This is a genomic window from Streptomyces alfalfae, from assembly GCF_004127445.1.
Lineage (GTDB): Bacteria > Actinomycetota > Actinomycetes > Streptomycetales > Streptomycetaceae > Streptomyces > Streptomyces alfalfae.
In genome coordinates this window covers 445,546-469,281 of record NZ_QEXM01000025.1, presented here as the reverse complement: position 1 = coordinate 469,281, position 23,736 = coordinate 445,546, and the positions used below count along the sequence as shown (strand labels likewise).

Genomic DNA, 23,736 nt, shown 5'->3' with positions numbered 1-23,736 from the left:
CGCCGGTACCGGCACCGCTAGCCCGACCGGACCCATTTCGCCTCCCGGGCCCCTACAACTCGCCCCAGCCGGGGAAATGCCCTGAATGAGCCGCCCCGTTCCGTCCGTGCCGCGCCTCCCGGCGCGGCTTCGGGCATGGTTCAGGGTGCCGCTCGTCCTGGTCGCGGTGTTCGCCACCGCCCTGCCCATGGCCTCGGCCTCGGCGGCCGTGCCGCCGCCCGCCGCGCTCGCCGCGGAGTCCGGTGGCGAGAGCCAGCACGACGGCGCCGAGACGGCTCCGAGGCCGCCGGCCCGGCAGGGGACCCGGCTGCCGACGGTCGCGCGGCCGGGGCCGCCGCGGACCTCCGTGGCGCGCGCACTGCCGCCGCCCCGCCTCGTCCCGCGGGTTCCGGCCCGCCGCTCGGTGGTCCTGCGCTGCTGACAGGGGTGCGCGCACCCCCGTGGCCAAGACCCGCCCGGCCCGGTCCTGCCCGACCAGGCCCGACCAGACGGCCGAGCGAGGACCAGCAGAGGACCAGAAGGAACACAGTCATGCCCAGGGACCCCTACGCGGCCCTGCACGCCCTCCTGCGCGCAGAGGCCGTACGCACCACGCCCCCCGAAGCCACACGGGCCCCCGAGGGGAGACGGACGGAAGCGCCCGAAGCCCGTGCCCCGCGTGAGGACGGGCGGCGGCCGAGGAGCGGGACGCCCGCTCCCGAGATCCGCTGAGGAGAGCCCGGCGCGGCGCGCCCTGCGGGGCGCTCGCGCCGGGCCACGGACCGGAACCCGCCGTTCCATGCGTCGCCCTCACGCCGCCACAGACACGTTCGGGCGATTCCGACGCCCCGATGTGGACGTATCCGCCCGGTTCTCGGCCATGTGAGCCGCCGCTTCCGGCTTGAGTGTTCCCGGTTTGCCCTGATATCCGGCGCCATTTCCCGGGCTCGCACTCGGTCACCATGGCTGCGCCCGGAGAGCCTTGCCCGGTAGGCTTTCCGTGTGATCTTCAAGCGCATCGGAAACGGCCGGCCGTACCCCGACCACGGCCGGGAAAGCACCCGGCAGTGGGCGGACGTCGCGCCGCGCCCGGTCCGCCTCGATCAGCTCGTGACGACCAAGGGGCAGCTCGACCTCGAAACGCTGCTGGCCGAGGACTCCACGTTCTACGGCGACCTCTTCGCGCACGTCGTGAAGTGGCAGGGCGACCTCTATCTGGAGGACGGGCTGCACCGCGCGGTCCGCGCCGCGCTCCAGCAGCGCCAGGTGCTCCACGCCCGCGTACTCGAACTGGGCTGACACCCGGCCGAAGCGGCCCCCGCCCACCCGGCATTGACCCTTTCGGGTTGCACTCGCACCGGTTGGATGATCGTTTAGTAGGCATCGCCGCCGGGCCGCACTACGCTGCGGCCATGAGCATGCTGACTCCCCCCGGTATGGGCGGCGAATACCGCATCACGGGGGACAAATATCCTCGAATGCGCCGCACCGGCGGGCGCCGCAGGATCGTGCTCGCGGTCGTCGCCTCCGCCGCGGCCCTCGCCCTGGTCAGCTGGGGCACACTGCAGCTCATCCACGTCTTCTCCGGCGGCGCCAAGGCCTCGGCCGCGGGCGGTGCCGCCGACTGCGACCGCAAGGCGGAGCGGGCCGCCGCGGCGAGGAAGGCGAAGCCGCTGCCGAAGCCCGGCCAGATCAAGGTCAACATCCTCAACGCCACACCCCGCGGCGGCCTCGCCAAGAAGACCGCCGACGAGCTGAAGAAGCGCGGCTTCGCCATCGGCGAGGTCGGCAACGCCACGAAGGCCCACGACAAGAAGGTCAAGGGCATCGGGCTGCTGCTCGGCGCCCCGGCGGCGACGGACACCACTCTCCCCGTCCTCGGCACGCAGCTCCCGGGCGCCGAGCACCAGACGGACGCCCGCAAGAACGGCGAGGTCGACCTGATCATCGGCACGCGGTTCAAGGACCTCGCCAAGAAAGAGGACGCCGACAAGGCCTTGGCGGCACTCGCCAAACCCGAGCCGGCGCCCGAACCGTCGGGCAAGAACTGCTGACGGGAAAACATGCTGACGGCAGCAACCGCTGACGCGGCAGGACCGCCGGCGGCCGAGCCGCCGGCCTTTGGTCGCTACTCCGCCGTCCCGTACATGCGGTCCCCGGCGTCACCGAGGCCCGGCACGATGTAGCCCTGCTCGTTGAGCCGCTCGTCGACCGAGGCCGTCACGACCGTCACCGGCGTGCCGGCCAGCTCGCGCTCCATGACCTCGACGCCCTCGGGGGCGGCGAGCAGCACCACGGCGGTCACGTCGTCGGCGCCGCGCTTGATGAGCTCCTGGATCGCCGCGACCAGCGTGCCGCCCGTGGCAAGCATCGGGTCCAGCACGTACACCTGGCGTCCGGAGAGGTCCTCCGGCATGCGCGTCGCGTACGTGGAGGCCTCCAGGGTCTCCTCGTTGCGAATCATGCCCAAGAAGCCGACCTCGGCGGTCGGCAGCAGCCTGACCATGCCGTCGAGCATGCCGAGCCCTGCGCGCAGGATCGGCACCACCAGCGGGCGCGGGTGCGACAGCTTGACGCCCGTCGTCCGCGTCACGGGGGTGTCGATGTCGACCTGCTCGGTGCGCACATCCCTGGTGGCCTCGTACGCGAGCAGGGTGACCAGCTCGTCGGCAAGGCGCCGGAAGGTCGGGGAGTCGGTGCGCTTGTCGCGCAGCGTGGTGAGTTTGTGCGCCACCAGCGGGTGGTCGACGACGTGGATCCGCATGGCATCAACAGTAACCGGGGCCCGCCCTCGACCCGTGCCGGCATCAATTCCGCCGACCGGGGGAAGGTGGGGACGTACGACCCGAGGCGGTGTGGCGATGGCGGACAGCAAGCCCGAAGACGAGACCGATGCCGAGCGCCGCAGGCGCCGAGCCCAGTTCCTCCGTGAACGCGACGAGGCCATCGGGCTCCGCGAGCGCGTGAAGCCGCGCCGCGCCCGGGCGGCACGGATGCGTCAGCAGATGCGCATGCGCACCTTCCGCTGGTGACGGCCCCGCTCCGCGACGGCGTGTGAAGGGGCCGGGAAAAAACCCGACGCGGACACAGCGGGCCGAAGACCTCTCCTGACGGCGCTGTTTCTGCCACGATTCCGAATGGGCGGGGCTCGGCACCGCGACCCCCGCCCCCCGACCTCGCCGGGGGGACCCCAAACCGCCAACCGGCACCGCTTATGACCAGTGGGAGAGTCACGGTGTACTTCGCCGCACTGCTCGCGCGCACCGAAGACGGGTGGGAAGCGAGCGACACGGAGCTCGACGACGTGGAGACCCTGGCGGATCTGGCCGATCTGGCCCGTGAAGCCACGGCCGACCACGACGACGACACAGTGCTCGTCTTCATCGAACAGGAAGACGCGTGGTTCGGCGTCGTCCGCGTCGACGGCGAGGAGGACCCTCGTATCTACGTCTCGGACGCCGCCGCGGCCGCCCGGAGCTCGTACGGGGAGATCCTGCTCACCGACGAGGTGCTCGGCCGCGATCCGGACGCGTCCGACGACCTGGACGTCCTCGACCTGGACGGCACGGAGGACGGCGAGCCGGAGGACTCCGCCGCCGACGACGAGGACGCGGGACCCGCCGACGCCGGTGAAGCCGTGCCCGCGGGCCCGCTCGGCGACACGGAGATCCTCATGGACCTCGGCGTGCCGGAGAAGGATCTGCTCGGCCTCGAACCGGGTGACGCCCTCAACGACATCGCCGAGATCCTCGGGGCGGCGGAGGTGCTCGAAACCGTCCGCTAGGTTCCCCGTGTGAACGATCCGACCGAACACCGCACCACCGGCGGCGATCCCGTACGCGACCGCTGGCGGGCGCCCATGCGGCTCGCGCTGGCCGAGGCCGAACTGGCCGTCGGGGGCGGCGACGTCCCCGTGGGCGCCGTCGTGCTGTCCCCGGACGGCACGACGGTGCTCGCCACGGGCCACAACGAACGCGAGGCGACCGGCGACCCCACCGCGCACGCGGAGGTGCTCGCCGTCCGGCGGGCCGCCGCGAAGCTCGGCGAGTGGCGTCTCACCGGCTGCACGCTCGTCGTGACCCTGGAGCCCTGCACGATGTGCGCGGGCGCGATCGTGCAGTCCCGCGTCGACCGGGTCGTCTACGGAGCGCGGGACGACAAGGCGGGCGCGGCCGGCTCGCTGTGGGACGTCGTGCGCGACCGCAGGCTCAACCACCGCCCCGAGGTCGTCCACGGCGTGCTCGCCGATGAGGCCGCCGCGCTGCTCACCGGCTTCTTCAGGGCGTCACGCGGAACCGATTTCTGACCACGGCCCATCGTGGGCTAGAGTTCCTCTCGGTAGCGTGTCCGAGCGGCCGAAGGAGCTCGCCTCGAAAGCGAGTGTGGCGCAAGTCACCGTGGGTTCAAATCCCACCGCTACCGCTCTCGACACGAAGGGCCCGTCCGGATCGGACGGGCCCTTCGTCGTGTGTCCGCCGCCCCGCGAGGCGCAGCAAAGGGCCTGGGCCGAGGGGCCGTTGGTCCTCCAGGACCCCGCGCACAAGGTCCGGGTTAGACTCACCGCCGTCACAGGGGTCGCAGGGAGCACGGGCCGACGGAGCGCGGTAAGGGGAGGCCAGGTCGTGGCAGTGCAGTGGAAGAAGCTCGGTCTCTTCGTCGTGGTCGTCTTCGTGCTCTACGTGATCATCACCGACCCCGCCAAGGCCGCGGACTACGTGCAGATAGGCTTCGAAGGTGTCTCGAGCGCCGCTCAGAGCATCGGCGACTTCATGACGTGGGTGGCCAACGGAGGCAAGGACTGAGCGGCCACTGAGGCCGTCAGGCCCGTAGCCCCTTCCAAGGAGTGCCCGTGATCCGCCACCTGGTCCTCTTCAAGCTCAATGACGGCGTGCGGCGCGACGAGCCGCGCGTGGTCGAGGGCGTCGAGGCCTTCCGCGCGCTCGGCGAGCAGATCCCGGAACTGACGTTCTGGGAGTGCGACTGGAACATCACCGACCGCCCCATCGCCTACGACTTCGCGATCAACTCCGCGGTCGAGGACACCGACGCCCTGAAGCGGTACATCGAGCACCCGGCCCACCAGGCGGGCGTGGCGCTCTGGCGCGAGTTCGCCACCTGGGTGATCGCCGACTACGAGTTCTGAGCCGCCCTCCCCGCACCTTCCCGAACGGCCCCGCACCTCGCCGGGATGCCCCATGGCATCCCGCACCGGTGCGGGGCCGTTCCGCGGTCAACACGTGGTTATCGGGTGCTTGCACACGGTGCACATGTCTTGTGATGCTATGACCGCTTTTGACGGATGAGTTGACCGAGGTCGATCGATGTACCGACCAAGGCCGACTGGTCCTGACTGGGCTCGACCGAGAAGGGGTGGCGTTGACCGTGCCGGCCAGTACTGCGCCTGAAGCTCCGCCCGCCAGGACCACACCGAGCACCGGGAGCTCCCGAGGCGCGGACACCCGGGCCCTCACCCAGGTCCTCTTCGGCCGGCTCAAGGACCTCGAACCGGGCACCCCGGAGCACGGCCGCGTGCGCGGCGCGCTCATCGAGGCCAACCTGCCCCTCGTGCGGTACGCCGCCGCGCGCTTCCGCAGCCGCAACGAGCCGATGGAGGACGTCGTCCAGGTCGGGACCATCGGGCTGATCAACGCCATCGACCGGTTCGACCCCGAGCGCGGGGTGCAGTTCCCCACCTTCGCGATGCCCACCGTCGTCGGCGAGATCAAGCGGTACTTCCGCGACAACGTCCGCACGGTCCACGTCCCGCGCCGGCTGCACGAGCTGTGGGTGCAGGTCACGGGGGCGACCGAGGACCTCACCACGGCCTTCGGGCGCTCCCCGACGACCGCGGAGATCGCCGAGCGGCTGCGCATCACCGAGGACGAGGTGCTCGCCTGCATCGAGGCCGGACGCTCGTACCACGCGACGTCGCTGGAGGCCGCCCAGGAGGGCGACGGGCTGCCGGGGCTGCTCGACCGGCTCGGCTACGAGGACCCCGCGCTCGACGGCGTCGAACACCGCGACCTCGTACGCCATCTCCTCGTCCAGTTGCCCGAGCGCGAGCAGCGCATCCTGCTGCTGCGCTACTACAGCAATCTGACGCAGTCCCAGATCAGCGCCGAACTGGGCGTTTCCCAGATGCACGTGTCCCGGCTCCTGGCCCGGAGCTTCGCGCGGCTTCGGTCCGCAAATCGGATCGAGGCGTAACCGTATCGGGTGGAGTGCGGTCGGGGATCTTTCCGACGGCACTCTCCGACAAAAAGCCTCAGACCCCCTCTTTCCTGCACGGATGTCACCCTTGTTTGTCGACAAGTAACTACAGCGCGTTGCCGACATGTGACATTCTGCTGGAACCGCGTTTGCCGTAGCCCCACCTCCGGTATTCAGGTGGAGGCTGCGTTCCTCCGACGGGAGCGCCCACCGCGACCGTCCGCGACCTCAAGGGGGTGGCATGTCCGCAGACCAGGGCAGCTCGAAGGTGCTCACGCTCACGCTCGCCGAGAGCCCGAGCGAATCCGCGCCCGACGCGCTTCACGGCTCACCGGCCTCGGAGGCCATCGACACCCGGACCCTGTCCCGCTCCCTGTTCCTGCGGCTCGCCGCGCTCGACCAGGACAGCCCGGAGCGCGTCTACGTACGCGACACGCTCATCGAGCTCAACCTCCCGCTCGTGCGGTACGCGGCGGCGCGCTTCCGCAGCCGCAACGAACCGATGGAGGACATCGTCCAGGTCGGAACGATCGGCCTGATCAAGGCGATCGACCGTTTCGACTGCGAACGCGGCGTGGAGTTCCCGACGTTCGCGATGCCGACGGTCGTCGGGGAGATCAAGCGCTTCTTCCGGGACACCAGTTGGTCGGTGCGCGTCCCGCGCCGCCTCCAGGAGCTGCGGCTCGCGCTCACCAAGACCAGCGACGAGCTGGCCCAGCGGCTCGACCGCTCGCCGACCGTGCCCGAACTCGCCCTCGCGCTCGGGGTGTCCGAGGAGGACGTGGTCGACGGGCTCGCGGTGGGCAACGCCTACACCGCCTCCTCGCTCGACTCCCCGGCCCCCGAGGACGACGGCGGCGAGGGCTCCCTCGCGGACCGCCTGGGGTACGAGGACTCGGCCCTGGAGGGCGTGGAGTACCGCGAGTCCCTCAAGCCGCTGCTCGCCAAGCTGCCGCCGCGCGAGCGCCGGATCATCATGCTGCGCTTCTTCGCCAACATGACGCAGTCGCAGATCGGCGAGGAGGTCGGCATCTCCCAGATGCACGTCTCGCGGCTCCTCACGAGGACGCTGGCCCAGCTGCGCGACGGCCTGATCTCGGACTGACGCAGGCGTGGCCCCGGCCCGGCTTCCCGGCTCGGCCTCGGTCCGGCCGGAGGAAGCTCTGCGGCGCGCGGCGTCGGTAGCGGTGACGGTCACGTGGCCACCGGGGCGGCCGGCACCGCTCCGGGGTGGAGCCCCGGCAAGGCGGTGGGACCCCGGCAAGGCCATGGGACTCCGGCAAGGCCGTGGGCCCGGTCGGCGACGGGTGACTGCTCCCAGAGGGGCAGCTCGCTTCGGGCGGGCGGCTTGATCCCGGAGGGGCGGCTGGACCTGGGCGGGCGGTGGGGTCCCGGGGGAGGCGGTTGGCCCCCGGGCAGGCGGCTTGATCCCGGAGGGGTAGCTGGACCCCGGGGGGGGGCGGCTGACCCCCGAGCAGGCGGCTTGATCCCGGAAGGGGAGCTGGACCCGGACGGGCACTTGGTCCCGGGGGGGGGCGGTTGGCCCCCGGGCAGGCGGCTTGATCCCGGAAGGGCAGTTGGCCCCGGGGGCGGCGGCTGACCCCCGAGCAGGCGGCTTGATCCCGGAAGGGGAGCTGGACCCGGACGGGCACTTGGTCCCGGAGGGGTAGCTGGACCCGGACGGGGGCTGGTCCGGGGCAGGCGGCTTGATCCCTGCGGACAGCTTGACCGGGCGGGCCGCTTGGTCCCGGCGGCCAACTGACCCCGGAGGGACGGCTGACCACGGGCAGGCAGCCGATCCCGGACGGGCAGCTTGACCCCGGACGGAGAGCTGGCCCCGGAAGGGCAGCCGATCCCGGAAGGGCGGTCGGCCCCGGACGGGCAGCTTGACCCCAGCGGGCAGCTCGATCCCGACGGGCAGCTTGACCCTGGACGGAGAGCTGGCCCCGGACGGGCGGTCGGCCCCGGACGGCGACCGTGCCACGCGGCGCGTCGGACGTCCCGCGGAGAACGGCCGGATGGCGCCCCCGAGGGCCCCGGCCCCAAAGCCGCCGCCGGCGGTGACTCGGAGGGGAAGTCACCCGGCGGCACAAACGCCCGCCCGCAGACGTGGCCCCGGGCGGGCGGTCGAAGTGCTCCGGCGGCGCGCCCGCGCCCGGCCGGTGGCGCGGTTATCCGCGCCCCTGCCGGGGCCGGCCGTCGCCGCTGACGCGGCCGGGCCGCGTGTCCGCTACGCCAGGGCCAGCCACGCCACGCCGGCGATCACGGCGACCGCGAGGACCACGCCGAGGATGAGCCCGACCCGCGGCCCGGAAGAGGCGGCGGCCTGCTGCCGGGAACCTTGCGGAGCCTCGTCGACGAACGCCCGGAACATCTGCGTGCTGCCGGCGGGATCGGGGTTGCCCTGGTGACCCTGGGGGTTGTGTGCCATGAGGCAGGACCCTAGCGAATGCACGGCCCCGGGCCCAACCCCCGCCCGCCAGGGACTTTACGTTTCAGCCTCCAGGCCTTTGCCGAGACTTTAAGCCATTGCGCCCGTTTTAGTTTGCCTGCGGCAACCAACTGCTTCTATCGTTGCCCTAAGCAACAAAAAAGGAGGTGCCGTGGCCGCGCAGCGTCAGTACGAGGAGCTGGCCCGACAGCTCAGCGCCATCGGCGCCGTGAAGCGTGGTCTCGGACGGGGCCTGCCCCACGACTGTCCGGGCGGATCCGCGGCCGTGCTCATCCTGCTCGACCGCCACGGTGCGATGCGGATGAGCAGGCTCGCCGAGCTGCTCGCCGTCGACACGTCGGTGACCAGCCGGCACGTCGCCCATGTCGCGGAGAAGGAGTGGATCCTCCGGGACCCCGACCCCGCGGACAAGCGCTCCCGGATCCTGCGGCTCACGCCCGAGGGCAAGGCCAAGGTCGACGAGCTCTCCGAGCACTCCATCCGGACGCTCACCCACTACTTGCACGACTGGACCGACGACGAGGTCGTCCAGCTCAGCACGTTGCTCGCGCGACTGCGCGACAGCTTCGGGGACTGCCGCGCGGCTTCGGCCCGGCTCCCCCACGACGTGCAGACCCATGACGTGCGGACCACGTCAGAGACCACCCGTACACCCGCGTAAGAAAAGGAAGTCCATGGCAACAACCACACCAGCCGGTGTGCGGGGCAGCCATGCCAAGCACGGAGCACCTCACGGTCACCCCGGTGAGGTCGCTCCGATGACGCACCGGCAGATCATGGAAGCACTGTCCGGGCTGCTGCTCGGCATGTTCGTCGCGATCCTGTCGTCGACGATCGTCTCCAACGCACTGCCCGAAATCATCGGTGACCTCGGAGGCGGCCAGTCCGCCTACACCTGGGTCGTCACCGCCTCGCTGCTCGCGATGACGGCGACCACCCCCCTGTGGGGCAAGCTCTCGGACCTCTTCAGCAAGAAGGCCCTGGTCCAGATAGCCCTGATCATCTACGTCGGCGGTTCCATCGTCGCCGGTCTCTCGCAGAGCGCCGGCATGCTGATCGCCTGTCGTGTCGTCCAGGGCATCGGCGTCGGCGGTCTCTCCGCCCTGGCGCAGATCGTCATGGCCGCGATGATCTCCCCGCGTGAGCGCGGGCGCTACTCCGGCTACCTCGGCGCCACCTTCGCCGTCGCCACCGTCGGCGGCCCGCTGCTCGGCGGTGTCATCACCGACACCTCGTGGCTCGGCTGGCGCTGGTGCTTCTACGTCGGCGTGCCCTTCGCGATCATCGCGCTGATCGTGCTGCAGAAGACCCTGAAGCTCCCCGTCGTCAAGCGCGACGTGAAGGTCGACTGGGCCGGCGCCTTCTTCATCAGCGCCGCCGTCTGCCTGCTGCTCGTCTGGGTCACCTTCGCCGGCGACAAGTACGACTGGATGTCCTGGCAGACCGGCGCCATGGTCGGCGGCTCGATCGTCCTCGGACTGCTCTTCGTGCTCGTCGAGTCGAAGGCCGCCGAGCCGATCATCCCGCTGCGTCTCTTCCGCAACCGCACCATCACGCTCGCCTCGCTCGCCTCGCTCTTCGTGGGTGTCGCGATGTTCGCGGGCACGGTCTACTTCAGCCAGTACTTCCAGCTGGCGCGGGGCGAGTCCCCGACCATGTCCGGTGTGCTGACGATCCCGATGATCGGTGGTCTGTTCGTCTCCTCCACCGTGTCGGGCCAGATCATCACCAAGACCGGCAAGTGGAAGGCCTGGCTGGTCAGCGGTGGCTTCCTGGTGACGGCGGGCCTCGGTCTACTCGGCACCATCCGGTACGACACCGCGTACTGGCACATCGCGATCTTCATGGCCCTGATGGGTCTCGGCATCGGCATGATGATGCAGAACCTGGTCCTCTGCACGCAGAACCAGGTCGCCCCCGAGGACCTCGGGTCCGCCAGCTCCACCGTCACCTTCTTCCGCTCCCTGGGCGGTGCGATCGGTGTCTCGGCGCTCGGCGCGATCATGGCCACGCGGATCAGCGACTACGTCAAGGACGGCGTCAACGACCTCGGCCCGAAGGCCGCGGCCCAGTTCGGCCACGGCGGCACCGGTGGCGGCGGCATCCCGGACCTGGACAAGATCCCCGAGCCGTTCCGCACGGTGATGGAGAGCGCGTACGGGCACGGCATCGCGGACGTCTTCCTGATCGCCGCGCCGCTCGCGCTGATCGCCTTCCTGATCACCATCTTCATCAAGGAGGTCCCGCTGCGGACCTCGGGCGGCCTCGCCCAGGCCGCCGGTGAGACCACGGACGCGGCGGCTCCGGTCGCCTCGCCCACCCCGGCCGCCGCGGCCACCGCCGAGCAGCCCGTGCTCGCCTCCGTCACCTCGCGCGCCGAGGCGGGGCCCGAGGGCACGCAGCGGCTCGCCGCCGTGGCGTCCGCCGCCGAGGCGGGCTCCGGTGAGCTCCCCCCGATCACCGGCGGCGTCCCGGTCCGCGGTTACGTCCGCGGCGCCGAGAGCGCGCCCGTGCCGCAGGCCGCCGTCACGCTGATCTCCCTCGGGGGACGGCAGCTCGGCCGGTCGGTCGCGCAGGGCGACGGTTCCTACGCCGTCGACGCCCCGGGCGCCGGTTCGTACGTGCTGATCGCCTCCGCCGACGGGTTCCAGCCGCAGGCCTCGACGGTCGTCGTGGGCGAGGAAGCCCTCGCGTACGACATCCTGCTCAGCGGCACCAGCGGGCTCAGCGGTCTGGTGCGGGACGCGGACAGCAAGCTGCCCGTCTCCGGCGCCATGGTCATCGTGACCGACGTGCGCGGTGACGTCCTGGCCACCGGGCTCTCCGGCGAGCAGGGCGAGTTCACCTTCGCCGAGCTGGTGCCCGGCACCGTGACCATCGCGGTGAACGCCGCGGGTCACCGGCCGATGGCCCTGCCCGTCGAGATCGGCGGCGCCGGTGTCACCCGGGTCGAGGTCGAGCTGAACTCCGGCGCGCAGGTGCTCGGCACCGTGCGTGCGGGCGGCGCGGCGCTGAACGACGCCCGGGTCACCCTGGTGGACGCGGCGGGCAACGTCGTCGCCACCGCGACCACCGGGGCGGACGGAGCCTACGGCTTCACCGACCTGGACAGCGGTGAGTACACGGTCATCGCGACCGGTTACCCGCCGGTGGCCACCGGCCTGACGGTGACCGGCAGCGGCGTCGACGGCCACGACATCGAACTCGCCCACCCGGGCGAGTGACGGCCCCGGCCCGTGGCCGCGCCCCGAGCGGAGGCGTGGCCACGGGCCGGTCGCGGAAAAGGGCCCCCGGGCCGATGGTGGCATTCACGGCAGGGGACGGCCGGCCACCACCGGCCCGGGGGCCCTCTGCGAGGGCCGCACGGCCCCGCGGCCGCCCCGCCAGACTCGATCTTTCTTGATCTTTCTTGATCTTTTATGGCCTTCGCTGACGGAGGCCCGGCAAGGAGTGAACGGATGGGACTCAACGCTCGGATCCGGACGCGTGACGGTTGGGCCGTGCCCCACGCCGTCGTGACGGTGACCGACATGACCGGGGCGCAGGTGCTGCGGGCCGCGGCGGACGAGGAGGGACTCGTACGGGACGCCACGGCCCTGCCGGCGGGCCCGTACACCGTCATCGTCACCGCCGTCGGCTACGCGCCCATCGCCTCGACCGCGCTGGTCACCGCCAGCGGGCGGGCCGACGTGGGCAACGTCGTCCTCGCCCGGCAGGGCGGCACCGAGCTGCCGCCGCCCGGACCCTGGACGATCGACCCCGCGCACTCGACGGTCGCCGCCGTCGCGCAGCACCTCGGGATCACCAGCGTGCACGGGCGGTTCCTGGAGTTCGGCGGGCGCGTCGAGATCGCCGAGGACGTGGAGAAGTCGCGCGTCGAGGCGGTCATCCGCTCGGCCTCGATCGACACGGGCAACGCGATGCGCGACGGGCACCTGAAGTCGGCCGACTTCCTGGACGTCGAGCAGTACCCGGAGATCACCTACCGGTCCAGCGGCCTGACGCCCGCGGGCCAGGACCGCTGGACGGTCCACGGTGAGCTGGGCATGCACGGCGTCGTACGCCCCGTCGACCTGGAGCTGAGCTACCTCGGCACCGGGGCGGACCCGTGGGGCGGCACGCGCGCCGCGTTCCGCGCCACGGCGGAGCTGCGCCGCGAGGACTTCGCGATGAACTACAACCAGGTCGTCCAGGCGGGCATCTCCGCCATCGGCACGACGCTGCGGGTGGAGCTGGACATCCAGGCGGTGCAGGGCGACGCCCTCCCGCAGGTCTGACACACCGCCCGTCGCGGGGGCGGGGCGGCATCGCGCCACCCCGCCGCCTCGTCACTCCCGGGAGACCAGCGCCTCGATCCCGGCGATCATGAGGTCGAGGGCGATCGTGAAGTCCCGGTGCCACATCTCCTCGACCGTGTCCTCGCCCCGGGCCCGGATCAGCTCGTCCGCGCTCTCCAGCACCTCGTGCGCGGCCAGTTCGTGGTGGACGGTGCCGATCGCCTCGCGGTAGTACTCGTCCTGGGAGACCCCGGCCTCCGCGCACCGCGCGATGTAGTGGCCTTCAATGGTCCCGAAGCCGTACACGAACTGGAAGACCGCCGAGATCGCGCCGTTCTGCGCGTACGCGGGAAGTCCGGTGTTGCGTACGGTGTGCTGGATCGCGACGGCGAAGGCCAGCCAGTTCGGGCCGATGTTGAGATAGCGGCCGACCAGCGGCGACACCCACGCGTGGCGGATCAGCAGCCCGCGGTACTCCTCCGCGAGGGCCCGCAGCTGGTCCCGCCAGGCGTCGGGGTCCGACTGCGGTTCGGGGATGCGCATCTCGCCGCACACCGCGTCCAGGGCGAGTTCGAGCAGGTCGTCCTTGGTGTCCACGTACCAGTAGACGGACATCGCGGTGACGTTCAGCTCGGTCGCCAGCCTGCGCATGGAGAACTTCGCGAGGCCCTCGGCGTCCAGGAGCCGCACCGTGGCCCCGGTGATCCGCTCCCGGTCGAGGCCGCTCGGCTGGTCGCCCTTGCGGGTGCCGCCGCGGGAGGCCTTGCCCTGCAGCCAGACGCTCGTCCGCGCCGTGTTCTTCGTGCGGCCGGCTGCCTTGACCATGGCGCACCTTCCTGATCGCTTCTCGAACCCGGGGCGGCGGCTCCGGCTTCCGACGGTTCGGGCCCCCGCAGGGCGGCCCGGCTTCCGACAGCCCCGGAACCCGGCGCTCCGGAACCCGGCTGCCCACCCCACCAGGATGCTATGCCGCCTTCGTCCCCACGGAGTCCGCCCTCTCCGCCCTGCGCAGCAGCGCCGCGGCGAGGACACCCCCGAGGAACACCGCGGCGGCCCCCACGAGCTGGCTCGTCTCCAGGCCCGAGGAGAACGCGTCGGCGATCCGCGCCCGCTCCCCGTCGGAGTCCGCCGCGGCCATGGCCGCCGGGAAGGACGTCGCGGAGACCGCCACGAGCGAGGCGAAGCGGGAGTTGAGGACCGCGCCGAGCACGGCGACGCCGAGCCCGTTGCCGAACTCCGCGAGCGTGCCGTTGACGCCCGCGCCCACGCCCGCCTTCTCCACGGGGATGGCGCTCATGATGGCGTTGGCCATGGCCGGCATGGCGATCGCGATGCCCGCGCCCATGACGACGAGCCCGGCGAGCATGCCGTTGTAGTCGTCGCCGCCGAGCAGGGCGATCACCGCGAGCCCGGCCGCGAGGCCGCTCATGCCGGTCAGGATGGTCACGGGCGTGCCGAGCTTCGCGTGCAGCTTGGCGCCGAGGCCCGACAGGTTCAGGGCCACGATGGTCACCGCGAGCGGCGCCGTCCGCAGCCCGGCCTCCAGCGGCTCGTATCCGAGGACGAACTGCAGGTGCTGGGTGAGCAGGAACAGCGAACCGCTGAGCCCGAAGGCGACGAGGATCGCGCCCGCCACCGCCCCGACGAAGCGCTGGTTGCGGAAGAAGTGCATGTCCAGCATCGGGTACGGGATGCGCAGCTCCCAGAGCGCGAAGGCGCCGAGGACCAGCACACCGACGGCCGCCGCCACGCCGACCTGCGCCGACGTCCAGCCGTGCTCGGGGCCCGAGATGATCGCGTAGACCACGGAGGCCATGCCGATCGTGGAGAGCAGCGCGCCGAGCAGGTCGGGGCGGTCGCCCTGGGGGTTCTTCGACTCGGGCACCAGCTTGGCGACCGCGACGAGGCCGAGCAGCGCCACGGGGAGGTTGATCAGGAAGATCGAGCCCCACCAGAAGTGGTTCAGCATGAAGCCGCCGAGCAGTGGTCCGGCCGCGAAGCCGAGGGAGCTGACGGTCGACCAGACGCCGATCGCCTTCACGCGCTCGGAGTCGTCGAAGATCTGCATGACGACCGCGAGCGTCGTGGTCATCAGGAGCGCCCCGCCGACGCCCATGCCGGCGCGGGCGGCGATGAGCTGCGCCGACGTCTGCGCGAACGCCGCGACCAGCGAGCCCGCGCCGAAGAGCGCGAGGCCCGCCATGAGCATCTTCTTGCGGCCGTAGCGGTCGGCGGAGCTGCCCGCGGTGAGCAGCAGGCCGGACTGCACGAGCGAGTAGGCGTTGATCATCCACTGGATGTCCGACGTGGACGCGTCCAGCTCCTCGGTGAGGGAGGGGATGGCGACGCTGAGGACGGTGTTGTCGAGCAGCACGGTGAGCTGGGCGAGGCAGATGACGCCGAGGATCAGCCAGCGCTGCGGATGCCGGGTGGTGGTGGCCGATGTGTCGGCGGTCGTCGCCGTCATGGGTGGGCTCCTTCGGGGACCGGGGGAACGACTGCTCTACGGTGTACGAGAACTGTCCCGTACACCGTAGAGCACATCCCATACGCCGTACAAGGCGTTATCGTCGCCGCCCCCGCGCTCCCTTGCTCCCGCGCTTTCCGGGCCCGGGCGCTACTTCTTCGGCCGCGTCAGGTCATAGAAGGTCGCGTCGCCCACCGTGACCTCGGTGAACGTCGACTCCACCCAGGAGGTGACCGCGGACGACGCGCCCTCGCCGCCCATGCCGCCCCCGCCCATGCCGCCGCCCGCGACGAAGTAGTGGATCTCGCCGTCCGCCACGTACCGCTTGATCTGCCGCAGCGTCGGGGAGGGGTCGCTGCCGTTGAAGCCGCCGATCGCCATCACCGGCTCGCCGGTCGCGAGTTGGTGACTCGCCGCGTTCTGCGAGCCGACGGCCGCCGCGGCCCAGGTGAACTCCCCGGCGTCCTTCTCCAGGAGCTCCTTCGCCTTGGCGGAGACCTGGGCGCCGTCGAGCAGGCCGCCCATGCCGCCGCCCCTGCCGCCCTCGCGCGAGCCGCCGGGGAATCCGCCCTGCCGGCCCTGCCGCGCCTGCCCGTTGCCGCCGGGGCCGCCGGTCGGCGCCTGTCCCGTACCGGCGTCCTTCGAACCACCCGGACCGCCCTGGCCGCCGCCCTGGCCGCCGCCCGCCGGGGGCCGACCCATGCCCTGGCCGCCCCGGCCGGGGCCGCCGCCACCGGGTCCCGTCCGCCCCGCGGACGCCGGGCCCGCCGTCACGATGGAACCGGTGTGCGCGCTGTCCACCGTCGAGAGGGTGTACGCCACCGGGCCCGCCAGGGACGCCGCGAGGCTCACGCCCACCGTGGTGAGCGCGAGACGGCGGCCGAACCGCCCGGCGAGCAGCAGCCCCGCCGCGCCCACGAGGCCGGCGCACAGCACCGCCCAGCGCAGCCACGGCAGGTGGTCGGGGACCCGGCCGAGCAGGACGTACGCCCAGACCGCCGTGGCCGCGACCGCCGCGCCGAGCGCCGCGCACGCCCACCGCGAGGCCCGCTCCTCCCACAGGACCGTGGCGCCCATGCCGATCAGCGCCGCGAGGTAGGGCGCGAGCGCCACCGTGTAGTACTGGTGGAAGATCCCCGCCATGAAGCTGAAGACGGCCGCGGTCATCAGGAGCGCACCGCCCCACGCCACGAACGCCGCCCGCGCGGTGTCCGTGCGGCGCGCCCTGCGCGTGAGCACGAGTCCGGCCGCCAGGAGGATCAGCGCGGCGGGCAGCAGCCAGGAGATCTGGCTCCCGACCTCGGCGTCGAACATCCGGCCGATGCCGGTCTCGCCCCACTGGCCGCCACCGGGGCCGCCGCCCCCGCCGACGCTGCCGGTCTCCTCGCCGTTGATGCGGCCGAGCCCGTTGTAGCCGAAGGTCAGCTCCAGGAAGGAGTTGTTCTGGGAGCCGCCGATGTACGGGCGCGAGGACGCGGGCCACAGCTCCACGACCGCGACCCACCAGCCACCGGCCACGACCGTCGCGAGCCCGGAGAGGGCGAGCTGGCCGAAGCGCCTGCGCGGCCGTGCCGGCGCGCACACCGCGTACAGGACGGCCAGCGGCGGCAGGATCAGGAACGCCTGGAGCGTCTTCGTCAGGAAGGCGAGGCCCACCGCGACGCCCGCCCACACCAGCCACGCGGTGCGGCCGTGCTCCAGGGCGCGCAGCACGCAGTAGACGGTGACGGTCATCAGGAGGGCGAGCAGCGCGTCCGGGTTGTTGAAGCGGAACATCAGCGCGGCCACCGGAGTCAGCGCGAGCACCGCGCCCGCGATCAGACCGGCCGCCGGGCTGAACCGCCGCCGCACGGCGGCGTACAGCACGCCGACCGTCGCGACGCCCATCAGCGCCTGCGGGACGAGCACGGCCCAGGAGCCGAGCCCGAAGATCCGTACGGAGAGCGCCATCGGCCAGAGCGCGGCCGGGGGCTTGTCGACGGTGATCGCGTTGCCCGCGTCGAGCGAGCCGAAGAACAGGGCCTTCCAGCTCTGGCTGCCCGCCTGGACGGCCGCCGAGTAGAAGGAGTTGGCGTAACCGGACGCACTGAGGTCGACGAGATAGAGGGCCGCCGTGGCGAGGAGCAGGCCGAGCAGCGCGGGGCGCGCCCAGCGGGGGTCGTCGGGCCGGCCGCGCCAGAGGCGGGCGCCGACGGAGGGGGCCGTCGTCATCGTGCGTTCCTCGGGTCGTCGGCGCGGGCCGTTCCGTGCGGGGGTACGGGGGTGTCGTGCCGGTCCGGGAAGACCCACGCCCGCAGCAGCAGGAACCGCAGGACCGTCGCCGCGAGGTTCGCCGCGACGAGGACCGCCAGTTCCGTGGAGTGCGCCGGGTCGCCGGACGCCGCGCCGAGCGCCGCGAGCGAGCCGCTGGTCAGGGCCAGGCCGATCGCGAAGACGACGAGGCCCTGCGCCTGGTGGCGGACCGCGCGGTCCCCGCCGCGTACCCCGAAGGTGAGCCTCCGGTTGGCCGCGGTGTTGGCCACGGCCGACACCAGCAGGGCGAACGCGTTGGCCGCCTGCGCCTCCGTGAACGTACGGAAGCCGCTGTAGAGCAGCAGATAGAACAGCGTCGAGAGGACGCCGACCACGCAGAAGCCGACGAGCTGGCGGGCAAGGCCGCGCGGGACGCCGGTCAGCTCGCGGTCCCTCGGGTCGTCGCCGAAGGGGCGGGCCAGCCGGTCGAGCGGCAGCGCGCCGACGGCGAGCGCACGGCCCACCCGCCACACGCCCTTGAGGTCGTCCGCGGCCGTCCGCACCAGATGCACCGTGGAGTCCGGGTCGTCGACCCAGTCGACCGGCACCTCGTGGATGCGCAGCCCGGCGCGCTCGGCCAGCACCAGCATCTCGGTGTCGAAGAACCACCCGGTGTCCTCGACCAGCGGCAGCAGCACCCGCGCCACGTCGCCGCGGATCGCCTTGAACCCGCACTGCGCGTCGGAGAACCGGGCGTGCAGGGACCCCCGCAGGATGAGGTTGTAGGCCCGTGAGATGAACTCGCGCTTCGGGCCGCGCACCACCCGTGAGCTACGCGTGAGGCGCGAGCCGATCGCCAGGTCCGAGTGGCCCGAGATCAGCGGGGCGACCAGCGGGAGCAGCGCGTTGAGGTCGGTGGAGAGGTCCACGTCCATGTACGCGAGGACCGGCGCGTCGGAGGCGGACCAGACCGCCCGCAGCGCCCGGCCGCGCCCCTTCCGGTCGAGCCTGACGTGCCGCACCTCCGCCACGGAGTCCGCGAGCCCGGCGGCGACCGCCGGGGTGCGGTCCGTGGAGGCGTTGTCGGCGACCGTGATGCGGAAGGGGTAGGGGAAGGTCCGCACGAGGTGGTCGCGGAGCCGCGCGACGCACGGCCCGAGGTCCTTCTCCTCGTTGTGGACGGGGATCACGACGTCCAGGACGGGGACCTCGCGCCAGGCGGCGGGAAGGTGCTCCCGGGCCGGCAGGACGCCCCGCGTCCGGGCGGGGACGGCTCGCGTGGCCGCGGGGGCGGACGCGGCCGGTGAGGGATCGGTTCGCATGCCACCGACGGTCGCCAAGTGGTCTGTCAGGGGCGTGTGGTGAGGCTGTGGCCGTGCTGTGAGGTGGGCTCGGGAGCCTGCCTGCGGCTGGTGGCGGCGGGCAGCTCGACGGCGAAGACGGTCCGCCCCGGCACGCTCTCGACGGTCACGGCGCCGCCGTGCGCGGTCACGATGGCGCGTACGAGGGCCAGCCCGAGGCCCGTCGAACCGGCCCGCCGGGAGCGGGACGCGTCACCGCGCGCGAACCGTTCGAAGACGGAGGGCAGCAGCTCGGCGGGGATGCCGGGCCCGTCGTCCCGCACCTCAAGACGGACGCGGCCCCCGGCCGCGCGCACCCGGACGGTGACCTCCGTGCCCGGCGGGGTGTGGGTGCGGGCGTTGGCGAGGAGGTTGGCCACGGCCTGGTGCAGCCGGTCGGTGTCGACGCGGACCAGGGCGGGTTCGTCGGGGCCGGGCAGTTCGAGCCGCCAGCGGTGGCCGGGCCCGGCGGCACGGGCGTCACTGACGGCGTCGACGACCAGCGGCGCGAGGTCACCGGTCCGGTACGCCGACGGGCGCACGCCCCCGCCGCCCGTGAGCCCCGTGCCCTCCTGCCGCTCGGCGTCGAGCCGCGCGAGCAGCAGCAGGTCCTCGACGAGCCCGGTCATCCGCTCGGCCTCGGACTCGATCCGCCCGAGGGCGTGCCGGGTGTCGGGCCCGGCGGACTCCCGGCCGCGACGGGTCAGTTCGGCGTAGCCGCGGATGGAGGCGAGCGGCGTGCGCAGCTCGTGGCTGGCGTCCGCGACGAACTGCCGCACCCGCGTCTCGCTGCGCTGACGTGCGTCGAGGGCGGAGTGGACGTGGTCGAGCATGCGGTTGAGCGCGGCGCCCACCTGTCCGACCTCCGTGTGCGGATCGGCGTACGGGACCCGCTCGCGCAGGTCCACCTCGCCGCTGTGCAACGGCAGTTCGGAGACGCGGGTCGCGGTGCCGGCGATCCTGCGCAGCGGGCGGAGCGCCACGCCGACCATGGCGGCGCCCGCGAGCGAGGCGGCGGCGAGGCCCGCGGCGGTGACGCTGACCTCGACGACGATCAGCGTGCCGAGGGTGTTGGCCACCTCGGCGGTCGGCACGCCGACGACGAAGTCGCCGTTGACGCCGGTCGCGTATGTGACGCGGTACTCGCCGAGCCCCGGAACGTCGACGGTGTGCTCGTCGCCGTCCCTCGGCGCCGCGGCGAGCGCGTCGACCTGGCCGGTGTCGAGGCGCGTCGCCTCGGGCGGGTCGCCGACGCTCTCCGCCTCGGTGCTGACCAGCGCGCGCTCGATGGACCCCGCGGCCACCTCGGCGCCGATCGTGCCGATCTCCTGCGGCCCCCGCGAGACGAACTCCAGCGGGTCACGTGACGCCGGGGGCCCGTCGCCACGGCGCCCCGGCAGGGCGACGCCGTCGGGCGCCCCGGCCGGCCCGGCGGCCCGCTCGGCGACCTGCCCCAGGGCGTCGTCGAGCTGCTCGTACAGATGTGACTTCAGGGCGATGGTGGTGACGGTCCCGATCACCGCGCAGACGACGGCGATCAACGCGACGGCGGAGAGCACGAGGCGCGTCCGCAGGGTGCGCCGCCGAGGCGGTGTCCGTGCCGCTGTCCGTACCCGTGTCCGTGTGCGTTCCCGTCTCACGAAGGCACGGGCACGGCGGACTTGATCAGGTACCCGGCGCCGCGCCGCGTGTGGATCATCGGCTCCCGGCCCGCGTCGATCTTCCTGCGCAGATACGAGATGTAGAGCTCGACGACGTTGGCCTGGCCCCCGAAGTCGTAGTTCCACACCCGGTCCAGGATCTGCGCCTTGCTGAGGACGCGCCGCGGGTTGCGCATGAGGTAGCGCAGCAGCTCGAACTCGGTGGCGGTGAGGTGGATGGAGTCGCCGCCCCGCGTCACCTCGTGGCTGTCCTCGTCGAGGGTCAGGTCGCCCACGACCAGCGTGGAGTCACTGCGCTTGTCCGCGGCCCCGGCCCGCCGGATGAGCCCGCGCAGCCGCGCCACGACCTCCTCCAGGCTGAAGGGCTTGGTGACGTAGTCGTCGCCGCCCGCCGTGAGCCCGGCGATACGGTCCTCCACCGCGTCCTTCGCGGTCAGGAACAGCACGGGCACGTCCGGCAGCTCGCGGCGCAGCCGGCCGAGGAGGGAGAGGCCGTCCATGTCGGGCAGCATCATGTCGAGCACCACGGCGTCGGGCCGGAAGGAGCGCGCGGCCCGAACCGCGCCCGCCCCGTCGCCCGCGCTGCGGATCTGCCAGCCCTCGTAGCGCAGGGCCATGGACAACAGCTCGGTGAGCGACACCTCGTCGTCCACCACGAGTACGCGGACGGGGCTCCCGTCCGGCCTGAGCAGTGCGGAGTGCGCGTGCGCCTGGGGAGAGATCGTGGTCATACCCCACACCTTGGGAGCCGCCCGTGAGAGCACTCTTGCGTGAACCTGTGAATTCCCTGAGAAAGGCGGGCGGGGGCTGTGGCCCCGGGGGGCGGCATCCGCCGGTGGCGGGAAAGTCCCGCCGACACTCCGTGGGACGCGGCATGCCGCAGGGGCTTTCCCGCTCGCTCCACGGCACAGCCCTGTCTGCCGCCGGGCGGAGGAACGCTCCAGGCCCCCGCCAGGTGGCCGGGAACGCCCCACGTCAGAACAGCCCCACCTGCTCCGCGCCGCCCGCGGCCCCGCCCCCGTCACCCCCGGCGGCCGCCACCGGCACGGTCACGCCGTCCGTGACGTCCGCCTTCACCAGCTCCCACCCCACGAGCACCCGCGTATCGACCACCAGGAGTGAGTACGCACCCGCCCCGCCCGGCACCGCCAGGTGGAGGTCCGGCCCGGCGGCGGCCACGAGCCGTCCCCCGACGCTCCCGCCGACGACCAGCTCCCGCACCACTCCCGCGGTTTCGCCTCCCAGTGCCGCGAGGCCGAAGGCCGGGGCGTGGTCGACCGCGGCGAAGTCGAGGCGCTCCAGCGACTCGGCCCAGCCCTCCAGCGCCACGGCCCGCCCGTACAGCTCCTCCAACTCCCGCGCCCGCTCGCCCCACTCGGGCAGGGCGGCCCGTACCGCCCGCTTGCGCGCGTACGGCACCCGGTCCGGCACCCCCAGCGCCGCGCGCAGCAATTCCTCCGTGCGCCGGGCCGCCATCAGCGGTCCGCGCCCGAGCCAGCAGAACGCCACGGCACCCTGTTCGAGCAACCGCACGGAACCTCGTTCCTCCGCGGTGATGCCGACCTTGACCATCCCTGGCCCGAACCACGCCAGGTAGACCCGATACGTCCGCGGATCATCGGGCACCCCGTCCGCCGCCACGGAGAACGCCCGGTCCAGCCGTGCGCACTCCGGGCACCGCGCCTGCGTGGCCCGTCCCGGCACCACGGCCCGCAGCGGACAGGCGTTCCCCCGCGCCCCCACGCACCGCCGCTCACCGACGGCCCGGAACCCGACCGCCTGCCCATACGCGAGGGAACTGACCCGGCCCCCCGCCCACCGCAGCACGGGCCGCCCCTCCGGCCACCCGAGCCCCGCACAACGCCACTCCAACGCCGCACTCCTTCCACCGACCGGACGCCCCGCCCTCCGGCCCCGGACACGCAAAAGCCAGAGGCCCCGTGGATTCCTCCACGGGGCCTCTGGTCTGCTGTGCACTCGGCAGGATTCGAACCTGCAACCTTCTGATCCGTAGTCAGATGCTCTATCCGTTAAGCTACGAGTGCTTGATTTTTCTTTTGTTCTCGTCTCCGCTTCCCGGCGCTTCGGCCCGTTCCCGGCGACAGGAAGAACATTACATGACTGCCGCCGCCATGTGAAATCCATTGGGCGGACCCCTTGTGAGCTGCGGAAACACCGTCCAGCGAGCTCCGCAGGGCCCATGACGCACCGAAGCCCCGGTCCAAGAGGACCGGGGCTTCGGATCGAGCTGCGGAGGCGGAGGGATTTGAACCCTCGATGGGCTTTAAGGCCCAAACCGCATTAGCAGTGCGGCGCCATAGACCGGACTAGGCGACGCCTCCAGCTTGCACACCACCACGAGCGCGGGGGTGCGTGCAGATGATGACACAGCCAGGCGGCGTGTCACCAATCGCGGCCTCCACGGTACAAGGAGCGCGCCCCGCAGAGCAAAGCACTTCGCCCCGCCCGCAACGTCCGGTGGCGCACGGCGTTAGAGGCGGTAGAGCCATCCGTCTACGTTCCGCCGACCCCCTGGGAGCCCCCATGCTGCGCCGTCTCCTCCTCACCGCCGCCGCCTCCGCCGCCGCGCTGTCCGCCCTGCCCTCCGCCGCGCAGGCGGCCCCGGGCCCCGTGGCCCCGGCCGACCGGCTGACCATCACCGTCGCCGGCACGGAGGGCGCCGACGGCACGTACGTACTGGACTGCCACCGCACGGGCGGCACCCATCCGCAGGCGGCGAAGGCGTGTGAGCGCCTCGACGCGGTCACGGTCTACGGAAAGGACCCGTTCGCCAAGACGCCGCCCGGCGCGATGTGCACCATGCAGTACGGCGGGCCGGCCACCGCCCGTGTGACGGGCACCTGGCAGGGGCGGCCCGTCAACGCGACGTACGACCGCAGCGACGGCTGCGAGATCTCCCGCTGGAACCACCTCGTCCCCGTGCTCCCCGACACCTCCGCGCGGACGTGACCCGGCGGGCGTGCCGGCGCGTCGGCCGCCCGTCGCACGAGGGCGGCCGCCGACCCGCGTACGAGGGCGGCGGGCGCCCCGGCCGTGACCTGGAGGTACGGAAAACTCACACGTTCTGCGTGCGACCTCCCTCTCATCCGGCGTCGCG

The 23,736-nt window shown here is 72.5% G+C and carries 24 protein-coding genes and 3 tRNA genes; 16 read left to right on the top strand and 11 right to left on the bottom strand.

The genetic code is table 11. The annotated features are described in order from the left end of the window. Window positions 1–85: 85 nt before the first annotated feature. The 4 genes from DCW30_RS11665 to DCW30_RS11650 all read left to right on the top strand — a co-directional run bounded on the left by DCW30_RS11665 (window position 86) and on the right by DCW30_RS11650 (window position 2,033). Window positions 86–421: a hypothetical protein gene (locus DCW30_RS11665; RefSeq protein ID WP_123985609.1), complete on the top strand. Its 336-nt coding sequence runs from the start codon at window positions 86–88 to the stop codon at window positions 419–421. 110 nt (window positions 422–531) lie between these two features. Continuing rightward, window positions 532–711, top strand: coding sequence for a hypothetical protein (locus DCW30_RS37035; RefSeq protein ID WP_123985608.1), 180 nt, complete (start codon window positions 532–534; stop codon window positions 709–711). Between the two features lie 270 nt (window positions 712–981). Next, the gene (locus DCW30_RS11655; RefSeq protein WP_003955420.1) at window positions 982–1,278 is read left to right on the top strand and encodes a type II toxin-antitoxin system VapB family antitoxin; all 297 of its coding nucleotides are present in this window, start codon (window positions 982–984) and stop codon (window positions 1,276–1,278) included. A 113-nt stretch (window positions 1,279–1,391) separates the two neighbouring features. Beyond that, window positions 1,392–2,033 carry a LytR C-terminal domain-containing protein gene (locus DCW30_RS11650; protein WP_076685411.1) on the top strand — a complete coding sequence of 214 codons (642 nt, stop codon included), beginning with the start codon at window positions 1,392–1,394 and terminating at the stop codon, window positions 2,031–2,033. A gap of 74 nt (window positions 2,034–2,107) precedes the next feature. Here DCW30_RS11650 and upp read toward each other — a convergent pair whose 3' ends face one another. Beyond that, window positions 2,108–2,743, bottom strand: a complete 636-nt coding sequence (gene upp / locus DCW30_RS11645; RefSeq protein WP_062780950.1) for a uracil phosphoribosyltransferase — start codon at window positions 2,741–2,743, stop codon at window positions 2,108–2,110. A gap of 97 nt (window positions 2,744–2,840) precedes the next feature. On the opposite strand from upp, the gene DCW30_RS36660 reads away from it, so the two are divergent. The 8 genes from DCW30_RS36660 to DCW30_RS11610 all read left to right on the top strand — a co-directional run bounded on the left by DCW30_RS36660 (window position 2,841) and on the right by DCW30_RS11610 (window position 7,294). Then, on the top strand, window positions 2,841–3,011 hold the full coding sequence (locus DCW30_RS36660) for a hypothetical protein (RefSeq protein WP_162933573.1): 171 nt from the start codon (window positions 2,841–2,843) through the stop codon (window positions 3,009–3,011). Window positions 3,012–3,214: 203 nt separating this feature from the next. Beyond that, window positions 3,215–3,763, top strand: a complete 549-nt coding sequence (locus DCW30_RS11640; RefSeq protein ID WP_062780949.1) for a tRNA adenosine deaminase-associated protein — start codon at window positions 3,215–3,217, stop codon at window positions 3,761–3,763. Between the two features lie 75 nt (window positions 3,764–3,838). Continuing rightward, window positions 3,839–4,285, top strand: a complete 447-nt coding sequence (gene tadA, locus DCW30_RS11635; RefSeq protein ID WP_062780962.1) for a tRNA adenosine(34) deaminase TadA — start codon at window positions 3,839–3,841, stop codon at window positions 4,283–4,285. 31 nt (window positions 4,286–4,316) lie between these two features. Then, window positions 4,317–4,401, top strand: a tRNA-Ser gene (locus DCW30_RS11630). Window positions 4,402–4,601: 200 nt separating this feature from the next. Then, window positions 4,602–4,781, top strand: coding sequence for a hypothetical protein (locus DCW30_RS11625; RefSeq protein WP_055553710.1), 180 nt, complete (start codon window positions 4,602–4,604; stop codon window positions 4,779–4,781). Window positions 4,782–4,828: 47 nt separating this feature from the next. After that, the gene (locus tag DCW30_RS11620) at window positions 4,829–5,122 is read left to right on the top strand and encodes a Dabb family protein (RefSeq protein ID WP_062780948.1); all 294 of its coding nucleotides are present in this window, start codon (window positions 4,829–4,831) and stop codon (window positions 5,120–5,122) included. Window positions 5,123–5,349: 227 nt separating this feature from the next. Beyond that, window positions 5,350–6,186 (top strand): RNA polymerase sigma factor SigF, encoded by an 837-nt coding sequence (locus DCW30_RS11615; RefSeq protein ID WP_076685409.1) that lies wholly within the window; start codon window positions 5,350–5,352, stop codon window positions 6,184–6,186. A gap of 244 nt (window positions 6,187–6,430) precedes the next feature. Further along, window positions 6,431–7,294, top strand: a complete 864-nt coding sequence (locus tag DCW30_RS11610; RefSeq protein ID WP_062780947.1) for an RNA polymerase sigma factor SigF — start codon at window positions 6,431–6,433, stop codon at window positions 7,292–7,294. A 1,125-nt stretch (window positions 7,295–8,419) separates the two neighbouring features. Here DCW30_RS11610 and DCW30_RS11605 read toward each other — a convergent pair. Next, complete coding sequence (locus DCW30_RS11605) at window positions 8,420–8,620, bottom strand: hypothetical protein (RefSeq protein WP_062780946.1); 201 nt, start codon at window positions 8,618–8,620, stop codon at window positions 8,420–8,422. A gap of 172 nt (window positions 8,621–8,792) precedes the next feature. Here DCW30_RS11605 and DCW30_RS11600 point away from each other — a divergent pair, with 172 nt between their 5' ends. The 3 genes from DCW30_RS11600 (at window position 8,793) to DCW30_RS11590 (ending at window position 12,918) form a co-directional block, all read left to right on the top strand. Continuing rightward, on the top strand, window positions 8,793–9,302 hold the full coding sequence (locus DCW30_RS11600) for a MarR family winged helix-turn-helix transcriptional regulator (RefSeq protein ID WP_076685408.1): 510 nt from the start codon (window positions 8,793–8,795) through the stop codon (window positions 9,300–9,302). Window positions 9,303–9,399: 97 nt separating this feature from the next. Next, window positions 9,400–11,865 (top strand): MFS transporter, encoded by a 2,466-nt coding sequence (locus tag DCW30_RS11595; RefSeq protein WP_472573274.1) that lies wholly within the window; start codon window positions 9,400–9,402, stop codon window positions 11,863–11,865. Between the two features lie 234 nt (window positions 11,866–12,099). Continuing rightward, window positions 12,100–12,918, top strand: a complete 819-nt coding sequence (locus DCW30_RS11590; RefSeq protein WP_062780943.1) for a YceI family protein — start codon at window positions 12,100–12,102, stop codon at window positions 12,916–12,918. A gap of 51 nt (window positions 12,919–12,969) precedes the next feature. On the opposite strand, the gene DCW30_RS11585 is transcribed toward DCW30_RS11590, so the two are convergent. From DCW30_RS11585 to DCW30_RS11545, 9 genes are all read right to left on the bottom strand, one after another. Further along, a complete protein-coding gene (locus DCW30_RS11585; RefSeq protein WP_076685406.1) occupies window positions 12,970–13,743 on the bottom strand; it encodes a TetR/AcrR family transcriptional regulator in 774 nt (257 codons plus the stop codon). A gap of 139 nt (window positions 13,744–13,882) precedes the next feature. After that, window positions 13,883–15,385, bottom strand: a complete 1,503-nt coding sequence (locus tag DCW30_RS11580; protein ID WP_076685405.1) for an MFS transporter — start codon at window positions 15,383–15,385, stop codon at window positions 13,883–13,885. A gap of 150 nt (window positions 15,386–15,535) precedes the next feature. Then, on the bottom strand, window positions 15,536–17,596 hold the full coding sequence (locus DCW30_RS11575; protein ID WP_076685404.1) for an ArnT family glycosyltransferase: 2,061 nt from the start codon (window positions 17,594–17,596) through the stop codon (window positions 15,536–15,538). Beyond that, a complete protein-coding gene (locus DCW30_RS11570) occupies window positions 17,593–18,939 on the bottom strand; it encodes a bifunctional glycosyltransferase family 2/GtrA family protein (RefSeq protein ID WP_079250385.1) in 1,347 nt (448 codons plus the stop codon). Before DCW30_RS11570 ends, DCW30_RS11575 begins: the two co-directional genes overlap by 4 nt. 26 nt (window positions 18,940–18,965) lie before the next feature. Beyond that, entirely contained in the window at window positions 18,966–20,531 is a 1,566-nt protein-coding gene (locus DCW30_RS11565; protein WP_245001738.1) for a sensor histidine kinase, read from the bottom strand. A 62-nt stretch (window positions 20,532–20,593) separates the two neighbouring features. Next, the gene (locus DCW30_RS11560) at window positions 20,594–21,349 is read right to left on the bottom strand and encodes a response regulator transcription factor (protein ID WP_062780939.1); all 756 of its coding nucleotides are present in this window, start codon (window positions 21,347–21,349) and stop codon (window positions 20,594–20,596) included. A 244-nt stretch (window positions 21,350–21,593) separates the two neighbouring features. After that, entirely contained in the window at window positions 21,594–22,445 is an 852-nt protein-coding gene (locus tag DCW30_RS11555; RefSeq protein ID WP_076685402.1) for a DUF2797 domain-containing protein, read from the bottom strand. A gap of 145 nt (window positions 22,446–22,590) precedes the next feature. Further along, window positions 22,591–22,663: transfer RNA gene (locus DCW30_RS11550), tRNA-Arg, on the bottom strand. 206 nt (window positions 22,664–22,869) lie between these two features. Further along, a tRNA-Ser gene (locus DCW30_RS11545) sits at window positions 22,870–22,960 on the bottom strand. A gap of 202 nt (window positions 22,961–23,162) precedes the next feature. Between DCW30_RS11545 and DCW30_RS11540 the strand changes: the two genes are divergently transcribed. Further along, window positions 23,163–23,588 carry an SSI family serine proteinase inhibitor gene (locus DCW30_RS11540; RefSeq protein ID WP_076685401.1) on the top strand — a complete coding sequence of 142 codons (426 nt, stop codon included), beginning with the start codon at window positions 23,163–23,165 and terminating at the stop codon, window positions 23,586–23,588. The last annotated feature ends 148 nt before the right edge of the window (window positions 23,589–23,736 follow it).